13 protein-coding genes are annotated in these 14,783 nt (G+C 62.2%); 7 read left to right on the forward strand and 6 right to left on the reverse strand.

The window, feature by feature from the left end:
- The first annotated feature begins 50 nt into the window (after positions 1-50).
- Genes folE2 through PDR5_RS28740 form a run of 6 tightly spaced genes read left to right on the forward strand, consistent with a single transcriptional unit; the run spans position 51 to position 5,263 of the window.
- Positions 51-947 (forward strand): GTP cyclohydrolase FolE2, encoded by an 897-nt coding sequence (folE2, locus tag PDR5_RS28715; RefSeq protein WP_064600558.1) that lies wholly within the window; start codon positions 51-53, stop codon positions 945-947.
- Positions 944-1,612: a metal ABC transporter ATP-binding protein gene (locus PDR5_RS28720; protein ID WP_064600560.1), complete on the forward strand. Its 669-nt coding sequence runs from the start codon at positions 944-946 to the stop codon at positions 1,610-1,612. The genes folE2 and PDR5_RS28720 overlap by 4 nt, the downstream gene beginning before the upstream one ends.
- Complete coding sequence (locus PDR5_RS28725) at positions 1,612-2,478, forward strand: metal ABC transporter permease (protein ID WP_064600562.1); 867 nt, start codon at positions 1,612-1,614, stop codon at positions 2,476-2,478. Before PDR5_RS28720 ends, PDR5_RS28725 begins: the two co-directional genes overlap by 1 nt.
- An 11-nt stretch (positions 2,479-2,489) precedes the next feature.
- Positions 2,490-3,365, forward strand: coding sequence for a metal ABC transporter substrate-binding protein (locus tag PDR5_RS28730; RefSeq protein WP_064600564.1), 876 nt, complete (start codon positions 2,490-2,492; stop codon positions 3,363-3,365).
- Positions 3,362-3,922, forward strand: coding sequence for a gamma carbonic anhydrase family protein (locus PDR5_RS28735; RefSeq protein WP_064600566.1), 561 nt, complete (start codon positions 3,362-3,364; stop codon positions 3,920-3,922). Before PDR5_RS28730 ends, PDR5_RS28735 begins: the two co-directional genes overlap by 4 nt.
- 3 nt (positions 3,923-3,925) lie before the next feature.
- Complete coding sequence (locus PDR5_RS28740) at positions 3,926-5,263, forward strand: dihydroorotase (RefSeq protein ID WP_064600568.1); 1,338 nt, start codon at positions 3,926-3,928, stop codon at positions 5,261-5,263.
- Positions 5,264-5,301: 38 nt separating this feature from the next.
- On the opposite strand, the gene PDR5_RS28745 is transcribed toward PDR5_RS28740, so the two are convergent.
- Entirely contained in the window at positions 5,302-5,820 is a 519-nt protein-coding gene (locus PDR5_RS28745; RefSeq protein ID WP_039765036.1) for a DUF3617 domain-containing protein, read from the reverse strand.
- A gap of 146 nt (positions 5,821-5,966) precedes the next feature.
- On the opposite strand from PDR5_RS28745, the gene cls reads away from it, so the two are divergent.
- On the forward strand, positions 5,967-7,406 hold the full coding sequence (gene cls / locus PDR5_RS28750; RefSeq protein ID WP_064600570.1) for a cardiolipin synthase: 1,440 nt from the start codon (positions 5,967-5,969) through the stop codon (positions 7,404-7,406).
- Positions 7,407-7,408: 2 nt separating this feature from the next.
- Here the strand turns inward: cls and cfaB are convergent, their stop codons facing one another.
- From cfaB to hflK (PDR5_RS28775), 5 genes are all read right to left on the reverse strand, one after another.
- Complete coding sequence (gene cfaB / locus PDR5_RS28755) at positions 7,409-8,596, reverse strand: C17 cyclopropane fatty acid synthase CfaB (RefSeq protein ID WP_064600572.1); 1,188 nt, start codon at positions 8,594-8,596, stop codon at positions 7,409-7,411.
- A gap of 177 nt (positions 8,597-8,773) precedes the next feature.
- On the reverse strand, positions 8,774-10,681 hold the full coding sequence (locus PDR5_RS28760) for a heavy metal translocating P-type ATPase (RefSeq protein WP_064600574.1): 1,908 nt from the start codon (positions 10,679-10,681) through the stop codon (positions 8,774-8,776).
- Positions 10,678-11,736 carry a protease modulator HflK gene (gene hflK, locus PDR5_RS28765; protein ID WP_064600576.1) on the reverse strand — a complete coding sequence of 353 codons (1,059 nt, stop codon included), beginning with the start codon at positions 11,734-11,736 and terminating at the stop codon, positions 10,678-10,680. The genes PDR5_RS28760 and hflK (PDR5_RS28765) overlap by 4 nt, the downstream gene beginning before the upstream one ends.
- Positions 11,733-12,779 (reverse strand): protease modulator HflC, encoded by a 1,047-nt coding sequence (hflC, locus tag PDR5_RS28770; protein ID WP_064600581.1) that lies wholly within the window; start codon positions 12,777-12,779, stop codon positions 11,733-11,735. The genes hflK (PDR5_RS28765) and hflC overlap by 4 nt, the downstream gene beginning before the upstream one ends.
- Complete coding sequence (gene hflK / locus PDR5_RS28775; protein ID WP_064600583.1) at positions 12,776-14,722, reverse strand: protease modulator HflK; 1,947 nt, start codon at positions 14,720-14,722, stop codon at positions 12,776-12,778. Before hflK (PDR5_RS28775) ends, hflC begins: the two co-directional genes overlap by 4 nt.
- Between the last annotated feature and the right edge of the window lie 61 nt (positions 14,723-14,783).

Consider the following 14,783-nt stretch of genomic DNA (forward strand, 5'->3'; position numbering starts at 1 on the left):
TGAATTGTTATAATGTAACATCAAATTCAATCACCATGATGGAACTGCTCATGAACGCGCTGACTTTGCCGGATGTCGCGGCTCAAGCCGCCCGCCAGGCCCTGCCTCTCGAATGGGTGGGGATGTGCGGCATCGCATTACCTGTGTTTATCGAAGGCCAACGCTTGGCTGCCAAAGCGGATGCAGGCGTCAGTCTTGATGATGGAGACGCACGAGGCATTCACATGTCGCGGCTCTATCTGGGGCTGGAAGCGCTGGAGCAGGAGAACCTTTCTCCCGCGCTTCTGCGAAAAGTTCTGCAGCGTTTTCTCGACAGCCACGAAGATCTTTCCGAAGCCGCCTATCTCAATATCCACACAGATTTATTGCTGAGAAGGTCGGCATTGGTCAGTCCTTTGGCAGGATGGAAAACCTACCCCGTCACTGTTTCAGCCCACCTGAAAAGCAAAATGTTCCACGTGGAACTGAAAATGGAGGTGGCTTACTCGTCGACTTGCCCGTGTTCTGCAGCATTGGCGAGGCAACTGATCCAGCAACAATTCATCGACGACTTTGCCAACAAACCGCTGCAGCACGCCGACGTATTGGCGTGGTTGGGTTCGACTCAAGGCATCGTGGCCACACCTCACAGCCAACGCAGTACCGCCCAGTTGCATCTGCATCTGGACGAATTCGTCGACGAACTACCGCTGACGTCCATCATCAACGACGCCGAAGCAGCCCTCGGCACCGCCGTGCAAACCGCTGTGAAACGCGCCGACGAACAGGCCTTCGCCCTCGCCAACGGCCAGAACCTGATGTTCTGCGAAGACGCTGCTCGACGCCTGAATCTGGCCCTGCGTCGTTCACCTGGTATCAGCGAGTTTCACGTCCGAGTCATCCACGCCGAAAGCCTTCATGCCCACGATGCGGTCGCCGAAAGTCACTGGCGCCGGGAGCAGCCATGATTCGTTGCCAGAACCTGAGCTGGGGAACACCCGGCCAACCGCTCACTGCGCCTCTGAACCTTCGGCTGGAAAGCGGCAGTCTGACGGCAATCATCGGCGTCAACGGCAGCGGCAAAAGCAGCCTGCTCAAAGTCATCGCCGGATTACAGCGACCGCTGGCCGGCAAAGTCGAACTGGGTGTTCCACGCCAAAGCGGTTTGTCCTTCCTGCCTCAACAACAGCATCTGGATCGACAGTTCCCGATCAGTCTTCAAGAGTTGGTGGCCGCCGGTTTCTGGGGGCGACGACTGTCATCGCAACTCAGGGCCCAGCGTCTCGAATCCGCACTGGAAGACTGGCATCTGAGCGGTCTGGAGCATCGTCCTCTGATGGCTCTCTCCGGCGGAGAACTGCAACGCGCCCTGCTGGCCCGATTGAGTCTGGTCGACACTCCGTTGCTGCTGCTCGACGAACCCCATGCCGCGCTCGACGAACTGGGGCAGAAACTGTTGTGGCAACACCTGCACGCCTGGCATGAGCAGGGACGAACCCTGGTCGTGGTTTGCCATGACCTTGCCGCCGTGCGCCAACACATTCCACAGACCTTGCTGATCAAACAGAGCGGCTGCGCATTTGGCAGCAGCACCGACCTCATTCAGCAAACGCCTCACACGCAGGTGGCCTGATGCTCACGCTGAGCCATTTATGGCAACCGTTCCACGAGTTCGTCTTCATGCGCCGGGCCCTGCTCGGCGGTCTGGTCCTGGCGTGCAGCACGGCGCCACTGGGCGTGTTTCTGATCCTGCGCCGGATGAGCCTGATTGGCGACGCCGTTGCCCACGGCATCCTCCCTGGCGCCGCGTTGGGGTTCTGGTTCGCCGGGCTGAGTCTGCCGGCGCTGACCCTCGGCGGACTCGGTGCCGGCCTGAGCATGGCTGGACTCGCTGCGTGGATCACCCGCCGCACCGGCCTGCGCGAAGACGCCAGCCTCGCGGCCATCTATCCCATCTCGCTGGCCAGCGGCGTGCTGATTCTCGGCATCGCTGGCAAGCGACTCGATTTGCTGCACCTGCTGTTCGGCTCCGCTTTGGCGGTCGATGGGCCGACCCTCAACGGCATGCTGTGGGTGTCGGCACTCAGCCTGATGGCCATCGCGCTGATCTACAAACCCTTGCTGCTCGACACCCTCGATCCGTTTTTCCTGCGCACGGTCAGCCGACTCGGCCCCGTCGCCCATGGCGTGTTCCTGACGCTGGTGGTGCTCAATCTGGTGATCGGTTTCCAGGCGATCGGCGCCTTGATGGTAGTCGGCCTGATGATGCTGCCCGCCGCCGCGTCACGCTTCTGGAGCCGACGCCTGCCGGTCCTGATTGCCATCGCCGCGCTCATCGGTTGCGCATCGGTATGGCTCGGTCTGTTGCTGTCGTTCTACTACTCGCTGCCCAGCGGCCCGGCCATCGTGCTGGTCGCCGGTGGCGGTTACCTGTTGTCCGTGGTGTTCGGACCGGTGCACGGTCTGTTGCGCCGCCCGCCTTTGCTCACATCCCAATGAGGTGTTTCCCGATGCGCGCTCTACTCGTGCTGTTCAGCCTGATGCTGTCGATGTCGTTATCGGCGGCGGAAAAACTGCCGGTGGTCACCAGTTTCAGCATCCTTGCCGACATGGTGCATCAGGTCGGCGGCGAGCATATCCAGATCACCAACATGGTCGGCCCTGACGCCGATGCCCACACTTACGAACCCACTCCGGATAACGCCAAGGCCCTGCTCAAGGCGAAACTGATCGTCAAGAACGGGCTGGGCTTCGAGCCGTGGCTGGATCGGCTGGTCGCCAGCACCGACACCAGAGCTCCGGTAATCAGCGCCAGTCGTGGCGTGATTCCGCGCTCGCTGGATGAGGACGGCGAAACCGTTCCCGACCCTCACGCCTGGCACAACCTGGCGAACGCCGAGCTGTACGTCGCCAACATCACCAAGGCGCTGATCGCTGCTGACCCGACAAACAAAGCCGACTACGAGCGCAACAGCCAGGCCTACCTGAAACAGATCTACGCCCTCCTCGCCCAGGCGAAAACCAAGCTCGGTTCATTGCCGCCGGGTAACCGCAAGATCGTCACCAGCCACGATGCCTTCGGTTATCTCGGTCAGGCCTACGGCATCGACTTCATGGCGCCACAAGGTCTGTCCACCGAACGCGAACCCTCCGCCGCCGAAGTCGCCGCGCTGATCACCCAGATTCGCCAGGCCAAGGTCAAAGCGGTGTTCATGGAAAACATCAAGGACGCACGCCTGCTCAAACAGATCGCCGACGAAAGCGGCGCACACATCGGCGGCACGCTGTACTCCGACGCCCTCGCCACCAGCGGACCGGCCAGCACCTTCACCGGGCTGTTCGAATACAACCTCAACACTCTTTACCAAGCCCTGAGCCAACCATGATCCGTAAAAATCCTTCCGGTGATTTGCCGCAGATTGCCGAGTCTGCCTACGTCGATAAAACCGCGATCATCTGCGGCAAAGTCGTCATTGGTGAAAACGTGTTCGTCGGCCCATACGCGGTGATCCGCGCTGATGAAGTGGATGCCACGGGCGAGATGGAACCGATCACCATCGGCGCCAATTCGAACATCCAGGACGGCGTGGTGATCCACTCCAAATCCGGCGCGGCGGTGACCATCGGCGAATTCAGCTCCATCGCCCACCGCTCGATCGTGCACGGTCCATGCACGGTCGGAGACCGGGTGTTCATCGGCTTCAACAGCGTGCTGTTCAACTGCGTCGTGGGCAACGGTTGCGTGGTGCGGCACAACTCGGTGGTCGACGGCCGGGATCTGCCGGACGCGTTCTACGTGCCCTCCACCACCCGCATCGGCACGGGCACCGACCTCTCGCAATTCCCGCCGGTGAGCGTCAGCGCTTCGGAATTTTCCGAAGACGTGGCGCGCACCAACGTCGACCTGGTGCGCGGCTACAAAGCCCTGCAGAACGAGTTCTGAATCATGAGCAGTGTGTTGATTCGCAATGCGCGGCTGGTGAACGAGGGGCGTGAGTTCGACGCCGATCTGTTGGTCAGCCACGGGCGCATCGTCAAGATCGCCAGCAGCATTGAAGGGGAAAACGCGACCCGGGAAATCGACGCCAACGGTCAATGGCTGCTGCCGGGAATGATTGACGACCAGGTGCATTTCCGTGAGCCGGGTGCGCCGGCCAAGGGCAGCATCCACACCGAATCCCGTGCGGCGGTGGCCGGCGGCATCACCAGTTTCATGGACATGCCCAACACTCACCCTGCCACTCTGACTCTCGAAGCGCTGGCCGACAAAAAGCGCCGGGCGGCAATCAACTCGGTGGCCAATTACGGTTTTCACTTTGGTGTCAGTCAGGACAATCTGGACACGGTCGCGGCGCTGAATCCGAGCGAAGTGGCGGGGGTCAAAGTGTTCATGGGCGCGTCCACCGGCAACATGCTGGTGGACGACCCGCACACCCTCGAGCGCCTGTTCGCTGAAGTGCCGACGATTCTGCTGGCCCACTGCGAACACACCCCGAGCATCGAGGCGAATGCCGCGAACCTGCGCGAACGCTTCGGCAACCAACTGCCGCCCGATGCCCACGCGCAGATCCGCAATGCCGACAGCTGCTTTCGTTCATCGTCTCTGGCGGTGGATCTGGCCAAACGTCATGGCACTCGCCTGCACGTCCTGCACCTGACAACGGCCCGCGAGCTGGCGTTGTTCGAAGACAAACCGCTGTCGCAAAAACGCGTCACCGCCGAAGTCTGCCTGCATCACTTGCTGTTCGATGACCGTGACTATCCGAACCTTGGCAACCTGATCAAATGCAATCCAGCGATCAAATCCCAAGCCGATCGTGATGCCTTGCGTCAGGCACTGCTGAGCAATCGACTGGACGTGATCGGCAGCGATCACGCACCGCACACCTGGGCGGAAAAGCAGCAAGCGTATGAACAGGCACCGTCCGGGCTGCCACTGGTGCAACACGCGCTGCCGGCGCTTCTGGAACTGGTGGCGGATGGCGTATTGCCGATCACCACGCTGGTGGCGAAGACCAGTCACCGGGTGGCGGATCTGTTTGCCATTCCGGATCGCGGTTATTTACGTGAAGGGTATTGGGCGGATCTGGTGTTGGTGCAACCGGAGCCCGGGGGTGTCGCGGTGTCCCGCCAACCGGTTCTGTCGCAATGTGGCTGGACGCCGTTCGCTCAGCGCAGCTTTCGGCATCGGGTCAGCACGACGATGGTGTCGGGGCAGATCGCGTGGCATGACCATCGGATCCATGACAACTGTCAGGGATTGCCGCTGCGGTTCATGCGCTGAAAAAAAACCGCCTCCACTCGATGTGGAGGCGGTTTGATTTACGCTCTCGGTTTGACGGTACCGCAATCCTGCCCCAGCCAGACCGCCCGGGTTTCCAGACTGCCCTTCTGGTTGATCCCGATAGCGTTGAAAGTGCCGTTGGCGACGGTGGTGAACTCACGATCACTGAGGAACGTCGCGACGCCGGTGCCCTGGGCTTTCGGGCAACTGAAGCGGAATTTCCACTGGTTGCCGACGCGCTCGGTGATCTGCTGTTTGCAACCCGACTGCGGATCCGCCAGCGGGATATCGTTGGTTGCTACCTGCTGTGGCGTCAGGCAGGCGCGGATACCCTTGCCACCGATGTTGATCCCCTGCTTCTCCAGTTGCGCCCGCTGCTGCGGGGTGATCTGGCCCTGAATCTGGCCGAGGATCGATTGCACATCCATCACCTGATCATCGACCTTCACATTGCTCGACGTCATTTCCCACAACCCCGGCTGCAGCATTTGCGCCTGAGCAACCACCGGCAAGGCCAAACCCAGGCCCAGCGCCAAACCCAGCAGACGAACGTTCATTGAAAAACTCCTGATCAGTAGTGGCCGTTAGACGCCGGCCGCCTGTTTCGGTTCATGGCGGGCGCTGGCGTCTTGAAAACAAATAGCGACAATCGCCATGGAACATGGTCTGTTAAGCATTGAATCTTCAGGAGCAAGGTTGCCCCATGGATTATTTCGGACCGCACATTTTCGGTTACCTGATCGCCCTGATACACACCCTCGGCTCGATCGCCGCGATCCATGCCGTGTTGACCGTCCGCACCGCCCAAGGCTCGATCGCCTGGGCGCTGTCGCTGATCTTCATTCCCTACCTCACCCTCATTCCTTATCTGGTGTTCGGCCGCAGCACCTTCGATGGCTACATCAAGGCCCGCCGTCAGGCCAACGAACAAATGCGCCTGGCGATTTCCGAGCTCAACTGGCGGCCCTGGGTGGAAGAAGCCCTGACCGCCCGCGCCTCGAATGCTTACGACTCGTTGCGCGCAATGCCGAAGCTGGGGCGCATGCCATGCCTGGCCAACAATGAAGTGCGATTGCTGATCAATGGCGCGCAGACCTTCGAGGCGATTTTCCACGCAATCGACCAAGCGCGGAAAGCCGTATTGATCCAGTTTTTCATCATTCACGACGATCGCCTCGGCCAGCGTTTGCGTGACCTGTTGCTGAAGAAAGCCGCCGAAGGCGTGGTGATTCATTTGCTCTACGACCGCATCGGCAGCCACGCCCTGCCCCACAGCTACGTGCAGGCGCTGCGCGATGGCGGCGTCGAGGTCAAGGCGTTCGCCACCCGCAGCGGCTGGCTCAATCGTTTCCAGGTGAATTTCCGCAACCACCGCAAGATCGTGGTGGTCGACGGGCTGATCGGTTTTGTCGGCGGCCACAACGTCGGCGACGAATACATGGGTGAAAAACCACCGCTGGCACCGTGGCGCGACACTCACGTCCAGGTGCGCGGCCCGGTGGTGGCGTGCATGCAGGAGTCTTTTGCCGAAGACTGGTTCTGGGCCGCGCGGTCATTGCCGCCGCTGATCCTGCCGGACGCTTACCCGGATGAAGGCGTGCTTTGCCAATTGCTCGCCAGCGGCCCGGCGGACGCCTACGAAACCTGCTCGCTGTTCTTCGTCGAAGCCATCCACGCCGCCGCCGAGCGCGTGTGGATCACCAGCCCCTACTTCATTCCCGACGAAGCCGTATTCGCAGCATTGCGCCTCGCCGTATTGCGCGGGGTCGACGTGCGCCTGTTGCTGCCTTCGCGCCCCGACCATCGCATCGTCTACGCCGCCTCCAGCCTGTATGCGTTCGAAGCGGTTCGCGCCGGCGTGCGGGTATTCCGCTACGAACCGGGGTTCCTGCATCAGAAAGTGGTGTTGATCGACAGCGAGATCAGCGCCATCGGCAGCGCCAACCTGGACAACCGCTCGTTCCGGCTGAATTTCGAGGTGATGCTGCTGACCGTCGACAGCGAATTCGCCGCCAGCGTGGAACAGATGCTCAACGATGACTTCGCCCAGGCCTACGAAGTCGCCAAAGAAGAAAGCCGGGAGATCCACCGCCTGCAACAGGTCGGTATGCGGATCGCCCGGCTGATTTCACCGATCCTCTAGGTTCAAGGGTGGTAGATGTCGTCCCTCGTCCACGGCAGTTCATGGCTGCCGTCGGCATGGGCCTTCACGGCGAGGATCTGGTGCAGGTTGATCCAGCCGCGAGCGAATGCATAAGCGCAGCCTGCCAGGTACAGACGCCAGATACGTAGCGCCTGGTCCGGCACCAGTTTCGCGGCGGCTTCAAGGTTGTCCTCCAGCCGTTCGCTCCAGTGGTCCAGGGTGCGCGCGTAGTGCAGGCGCAGACTCTCGACATCGACGATCTCCAGACCCGCTTCGCTGATCTCGGCCGAGATCATCGCCAGGTGCGGCAGCTCGCCGTTGGGGAACACATATTTCTCGATGAAATCCCCGGCGCCGCGCCCCACAGGGCGGCCATCGGTGTGCTTGGCGGTGATGCCGTGGTTCATCACCAGACCGCCCTCTTTCACCGCGCCGAACAGGGTTTTGCAGTATTCGGCGAGGTTGGCGTGGCCGACGTGCTCGAACATGCCGACGCTGACCACTTTGTCGAAGCGCCCATCCTGGGGCAGATCGCGGTAGTCAAGCAGTTGCAGTTCGATCTGGTCTTCAAGACCTTCAGCTTTGACCCGCTCACGGGCCAGCGCCAGTTGCTCTTTGCTCAGGGTGATACCGAAGACCTTGGCGCCGAACTCTCGGGCGGCATAACGCGCCAGTCCGCCCCAACCGCAACCGACGTCCAACAGATAGTCGCCGGGCTGCAGGCGCAGCTTGCGGCACAGGTGCCGGAACTTGGCTTGCTGGGCTTGCTCCAGGGATTCGCTGCCGGTTTCGAAATACGCGCAGGAATACGCCATGTCGCTGTCCAGCCACAGCTGGTAGAACGCGTTAGACAGGTCGTAGTGATAGGAAATGGCTTTGGCGTCGGTTTCCTTGTCATGCACGGTGCGCACCGGCTGACTGTCTTCGTCCTCGTCGAGCAGCGCCGTGCTCAACTCATCGCACACCCGGATGACCTCGCTGATCGAGCCCTCCAGTTCGAGTTTGCCCTCGACGAACGCCGCCCCCAGCGCGTCGAGACTTGGATGGGTCAACTGGGACACCATCAACGGGTCCTTGACCACGATGGTGACACTGGGCGCCGGGCCCAGATTGAATTCATGGCCGTCCCAGAGTCGCAGGCGTAGCGGAAGCTGCAGATTCTGTAAGGCCGGTGGAAGTTGCGCGAGCATGGAATATCCCCCTGGTTTCAGACGTCTGATCTGAGGGTAGACCATCCTTGAAAATTAGCAGGCTATCGATTTGATAGTCGCTGACTATCAGCCACAGAGGCTGCCACCGCGCTGTCATCCCTGGTTCAGTGCGCCTTCTCAAATGACTGCGAGACCGGCGCACAGTTCGAAAATTGATCAGTCCGGCGCTTTCAGCTTCAGCAGTGGCTCCTGAAATCGCAGCAGGCGTCCGGCGTTGCCCAGCACCAACAGCGTGCTCAGGTTGTGCAGCAACGCGGCGATCATCGCCCCCGCCGCACCGAGCCAGCCGAAGGCGGCGAAAACCACGATGGCTAGCGTCCAGCCCAGGCCGATGATCACGTTCACCTGTAAGGTCCGTCGGCACTGGCGGCTCAGGCGCACACAGGTGCCGAGCCGACGCAGGTCGCTGCCGATCAGCACGATATCGGCGGATGCCAGCGCAATATCCGCGCCGCCCGCGCCCATCGCCACACCCACGACACCCGCCTTCAGCGCCAACGAATCGTTGATCCCGTCGCCGACCACCATCGGCCGGAAGCCGTTGTCGATTTCCTTGAGCACTCGATTGAGTTTGTCTTCGGGCAACGCCTGGGCTTCGACTTCGTGCAGGCCGACATCCTTGGCCAGTGTCTGCGCGACGCTTTGCCGGTCGCCGGTCAACAGCAGTTGCCGCCCCAGCCCGAGGTCACGCAGTTCACTCAGCGCAAATCGTGCTTCCGGTTTGACCGTGTCGGCCAACAACAGCCAGGCAAGGAATTCTCCGTTCAATGCCAACCCGGCAATCGGGCCATCGTGGTCGGGGATGGCGGTGGTCGGGATGCCCAACTGCGCAAACAGCTCCGGACGCCCGAGTGCGGCCTCGCCTTGCGCGGTTTTGGCCACTACGCCCAGCCCCTGCCGCTCATGAATATCGGTCAGCACCAGCGCCTCTTCTGCGCTGACCAGTCCGGCCAGCGCGCGGCTGACCGGATGGCTGCTAGCCGCACCCAGGCTTGCAGCCAGCGCCATCACCGACCCGTGATCTGCTCGCGGGCTGTTGATCGACTGCAAGCGCAGCGTGCCGTACGTCAGGGTGCCGGTCTTGTCGACCACCAGCGAAGTGAGATCGGCCAGCTCCTCAAGGAACGCCGAACTGCGGATCAGAATCCCGTGCCGCGCCGCCACCGCCACCCCGGCAATCGCCGTGGCCGGCGCCGACAACACCAGCGCGCATGGGCATGCCGCCACCAGCACCGCGAGCATCGCCTGCGCATCGTTGGTGATAAACCAGGTCACCGCCGCGAGCAGCAACACCAGCACCATGTAGCTGCCGGCATAACGTTCGAGCAACCGGGTGATCGGTGGCTTGGAGCGTTCGGCGTTCTGCATCAGCGCGATGACCTTGCCGAGGGTGGATTCATCCCCGGTACGGGTCACTTCGATTCGCAGCAGCCCGTCGAGGTTGATCGCGCCGCCGAATACCGCCATGCCGGCACCCGCTTCCACCGGCACCGACTCACCGGTGATCGACGCTGTGTCGAGGCTGGCCTGGCCGGACAAAACCCGACCGTCCGCCGGCACTCGATCCCCGGCGCGCACTTCGACTTTGTCGCCGGCCTTGAGCGTGCCGTTGTCGACTTCGATGATCGAGCCGTCCGCCTGCACCTTGCGCGCGTGGCTGCGGGTCAATTGGCCGAGGGCATGAATCGCTTCCTGGGAACCGATCACACTGCGTTCTTCCAGCACGTGGCCGAAGATCATGATGATCGGCAACAGCGCCGCCGTGAGCAGATCGCCCGTGGCCCAGGCCCCGATCATCGCCAGGGCGATCAACTGGTCGGTGATGCCGTGCAGGCTCGGATAACGCAGGCTGAACCAGGCCGAACGCATTACCGGCACCGCGACTAACAAAGAAGCAAATCCGAGCAGCAACTGACTGACGCCCGTCTGTTCCGGCATCAACCAGCGCCAGATCAGCCCCAGACCGAGCAAGCCGAGGGCGAGCATCGCCAAGGTCAACTGGCGCGCGGCGCGGCGTTGTTCGGCCGAGGACAACAGGCTCGGTGCGGTGGTGGTGGCAGTCATTTACTGGCTCCCTGAATGATCAGGCGTGAATCGTCTTTCGGATCGACCGTGGTGACCGAACCGGCCTGACCGAGAATCTTCGGCATCCGCTCGCGGTACAGACGCAAGAGCATTTGCGGGTCCGTGCCCTGCTGTTGCGCCTTGGCCAGGCTCAATACCGTCGCCGTGTCGGCGGAGGCTTTGGCCAGGCGCTCACCGGCCTGGGCGTGGGCGACTTGCAGCGTGCGGTCGGCTTGCTCGTTGGCGGACTGGGTGAGTTTCTCGGCTTCGGTGCGGGCATTGGCGACCGCTTTGTCGGCTTGCTGGCTGGCGGTGAGGACCGCGTTAAACGCGCTCACTGCCGGCTCCGGCAGGCTCGATTGCACATCGACCCGCGCCACTTCGATGCCGATGCCCTGACCGCTCGCCTTCAACTCGGCGAGACGTCGGTTGATGCCTTGCACCAGATCACCGCGCAACCGTTCGCGACGTTCGGCCGCCTGATTGTCAGCGCCGATCAACTCCGGCCGCGCCACCAGAATCGTGTCCAAGTCCCGCGCGGCCGTCAGCGCCACCGCGCTGCGCGTCACCAATCGATCCAGCGCCGGTAGCACATGTTCGCCCTGCAGTACGAAGTCATAGGGATCCGTGACCTTGTAGAACACCCGCACATCCAGCTGCACCACACCCGCATCACCGGTGAGCAGATAACCGGAACCGGCCAGCGCATCACTCAGCGGCGTGGCGAAGGTTGCCACGCGATCCGCCTGCAGGGCCTGATCGCTGCGCAGCAAGTTTTCCACTCTGCGCTCGATCACCCGATCCGCCGCCGGCAACAAAACCACCTGTTCAAACGGCTGCGGCCAGGCCAATAACAACCCGGCATTCTGAATGCGATCCAGCGCTCCGAAATGCAAAACCACCGCGCGATTTTGCGGATCAATCTGCCGGACATTGGAAAATGCCCAAGCCAATGCCGCGAGCACGGTTACCGCATACAGAGCGAAAAACGCCAGACGTCCCGCTTGAATCCACGGACTGTTCAGCGAATGTGTTCCACGTGGAACTTCATTCATGGCTGCGATCCGCTTTTGTTGTCGAGATTCGGCGGACCGTCGACCAACACCCGGAACGGCGCGGCGTCGGTGCGCAGGATCAGTTTGGTATCTGGCGAAACGATGGTGCCAAGGGTGTCCAGCGAGCGCAGCAAGTTGTACAGCTGCGGTGAGCCGGCGTAAGCGCGCCCATAAATCTGCGCCGCTTCTACCCGCGATTGGGCTTCGATATCGGCAGCTTTCACCGTGGCATCGGCTTGCACGATTCGCGCATCGCGTTCGGCGGCGGAGCGAATTTGCGCTGCCTCTCGCTTGCCGATGGCCGTGCGCTCGGTGGCGATGGTTTCACGCTCGGCACGCATCCGGTCAACCGTTGCAGTGAGGGTCACCGATGGCAATGTCAGCCGTTCGATACCCACCTGCACCACCCGCACGCCGTAAGTGGCGAGCAGCTGCTGATCGATTTGCTGGCGCAGCTGCGCTTCAAAATCGGCGATGCGTACCTGGCTGGCATCGGTATTCACCAGATTGGCCAGATCGAAACTGCTGGCCGTGGTTTCCAGTGCCGAGCCGACAAACGTGCGAATCTGCCGCGCCGCTTCGTCCGGCTGGTTCTGCACAGCGCGCATGAAACGCTGCACGTTGTCGGGATCGCCCTGCACCTGCCAAGCCACGTACGCCTGAACGATGATGCGCAAACCGTCGCGGGTGCCGACATCCTGCAAGCCGCTGGAGGTCGTGCGCAAACGCAGATCCACCGGAATCGCCGCTTCGAACGGTGCCGGCCAGCGCCAACTCAGCCCCGGTTCCAGTAGCACGCGGGACGGATTGCCGAAACGGGTGATGACCGTGGCTTCACCGGAACGCACTTGCACCAGACTCGCCGCCGCGATGGCGAACGCCACCAGCAACGCTGCACAGCCCATGCGTTTCCACGGAAAAGGCCCCGCCTCTTCCGGCGCACCGTGGTGATGGTGATGATGCCCGTGATGGTGATGACCGCCGCCATGAGCATGATCGTGGCCGCTGTGGTCATGGTGATCGTGAGTGTGCGACTGGCTCAATGGGTGGCTCCTGGCTGAGCGGTGGTGCGCGCCGGATCTGCCGGCAGCGTGAACGTACGCAGGTCGATGGTCGGTGCGTTACTGCTGCCGCCCAGGCGATGGTCGAGTACCAACAGTTTGGCTTTGCTCAAACCCTGGCTGAGTTGGCTGAGGTATTGCTCCAGCACGAAGGCTTGGCCGGCGCTGGCGTAGGCTTTTTGTTCGGCGCTGAATTTCAGATCCGCCGCCCGGGCGGTGGCATTGATTTCATGGGCGTTGGCACTGGCCTGATCCCGAGCGAGGCTGGCCTGCAACTGCGCCTGGTTACTCGCTTCGGCAGCGGCACCGCGCTCGCGGGAGATCAACGCCTGAGCGCCGATCTGCGCCGCTTGCACGCTGTGATAGGCATTGGCCGCCCCGGCGGGCGGGTGTATCGCTTCGACCACCGTGGCGAGAATTTCCACGCCGCTGTCGAGTTTCTGCAGATCGCTTTGCACGGCACGGCCGATTTCTTCGGCGAGCCCGATCCTGTCCTCACCAAGCAATCCGTCGAGGGTACGCGAGGCAAAGTCATGCACCAGAATCCGGCTGGCGGTGCTGCGGATCAGCGTCGGCACATCGGCGCTGTTGTAGGTGGCGGCCAGTGCGGCTTGATCGCTCAGGCCGATGCGATAGACGAAGCGCACGTCCATGTTGACGATCTGAAAGCTCTGCTGATCGCCACGGCTGCTGGCGATCACCTGTGACTTGTCATTGACGTGGCTGGCATCCCACAAACGGTTGGCGGTGAGTGGCGCCGGGCCTTCTGCCGGGTCCAACTGCACGGGCGCCGGGTTCTCGCCGACGCTGGTCGCCAATTCATGGACCACGCCGTTTTCAACATTCAGTACACGCCCCAAGGGCCAGGGCAAACCCGCATGCAGCCCCGGCCCGAACACCTGCACCGGTTTGCCGAAACGCTCGTAAATCCCACGGCTTTGCATCGGAATTTCGTGAAGGCCGGTGAGCAACCAGCCTACCGCTGCCACCAGTACCAACACCGGCAAGAACGCGCGGCGCATGTAACTGAAGGCCCAGATCTGGCGCAGATCGATGCCGAAGCGGTTGTGCAATTCATGCTGCAATGCGAGCAACGGTTGTGGCGGCCAACGCAGCAGATCAGCGACAAAACTGCGGGCCAGCAGCACCGGTTCGAGTTGTTCGCGGCGCGGGCTGAACAGCGACAGCAGCGCACGCAACAGCAACTCTAGGGCAACCAGCCCCGGCAAAATGCCGATCAATACCGCCAGACGCACAGGCCAGATTGCACTGTCACTGGCGAACAACAGGCACAACGCGCCCAGCACCAGACTGATGATTGCCACGCGTGTCAGTTGCGCCAGCGCTCCGGCCTCGGGCCATTGCGCCGGGTTTTCCTGCGCCAGTTGCCGCTCCAGTACCAGCAGACCGAACGCCAAAAGCAACGCGATGGCCGCACCGACCGTGGCGGACAACCCCACACCCGCCGCAGGCAGCGTCAGATTCCACGTCTGCTCGAGGCTCAGCAGCACCAGCAACGACCACCCGCCGAGCCACAACGTGGACGCGCCGATCTGCCCGAGCAGATGCAGACTGCGCTGGCTCATCCGATCCAGCAGCCGCTCGTACCAGCCGTCCGGCGCAGGTTCTTCAGCAACCGTCACCGGCACCACGGGATTGATCACCCGCGCCCGCCATTGCGTCACCCACCACGCCGATTGCAGCCCCGCCACCAGCACCAGCAGCGCCGCGCTTTGATTGACCAGCAGCGCGGGCCACAGCGATTGCGGCGCAAACAGCCCGACAAAAAATGCCAGCACCCACCCTGCCCCGGCCAACGCGCCCAGACCGATCGCCAGGCGACGCAAGCGCCGGCCCTGCGTCGCCGCTTGCTGAAAGCGCGGCAACCCGGTCACCGGCGTGCCTTCATCCAGATCGACTTGCATATCCCCCCAAACTCTTTGGCTCACTGCACATATCGTTACGATATAACGAAAGTCGTGAAAT

The sequence above is a fragment of the Pseudomonas sp. DR 5-09 genome (genome assembly GCF_001655595.1).
GTDB classification, from domain to species: Bacteria; Pseudomonadota; Gammaproteobacteria; order Pseudomonadales; family Pseudomonadaceae; genus Aquipseudomonas; species Aquipseudomonas pharyngis.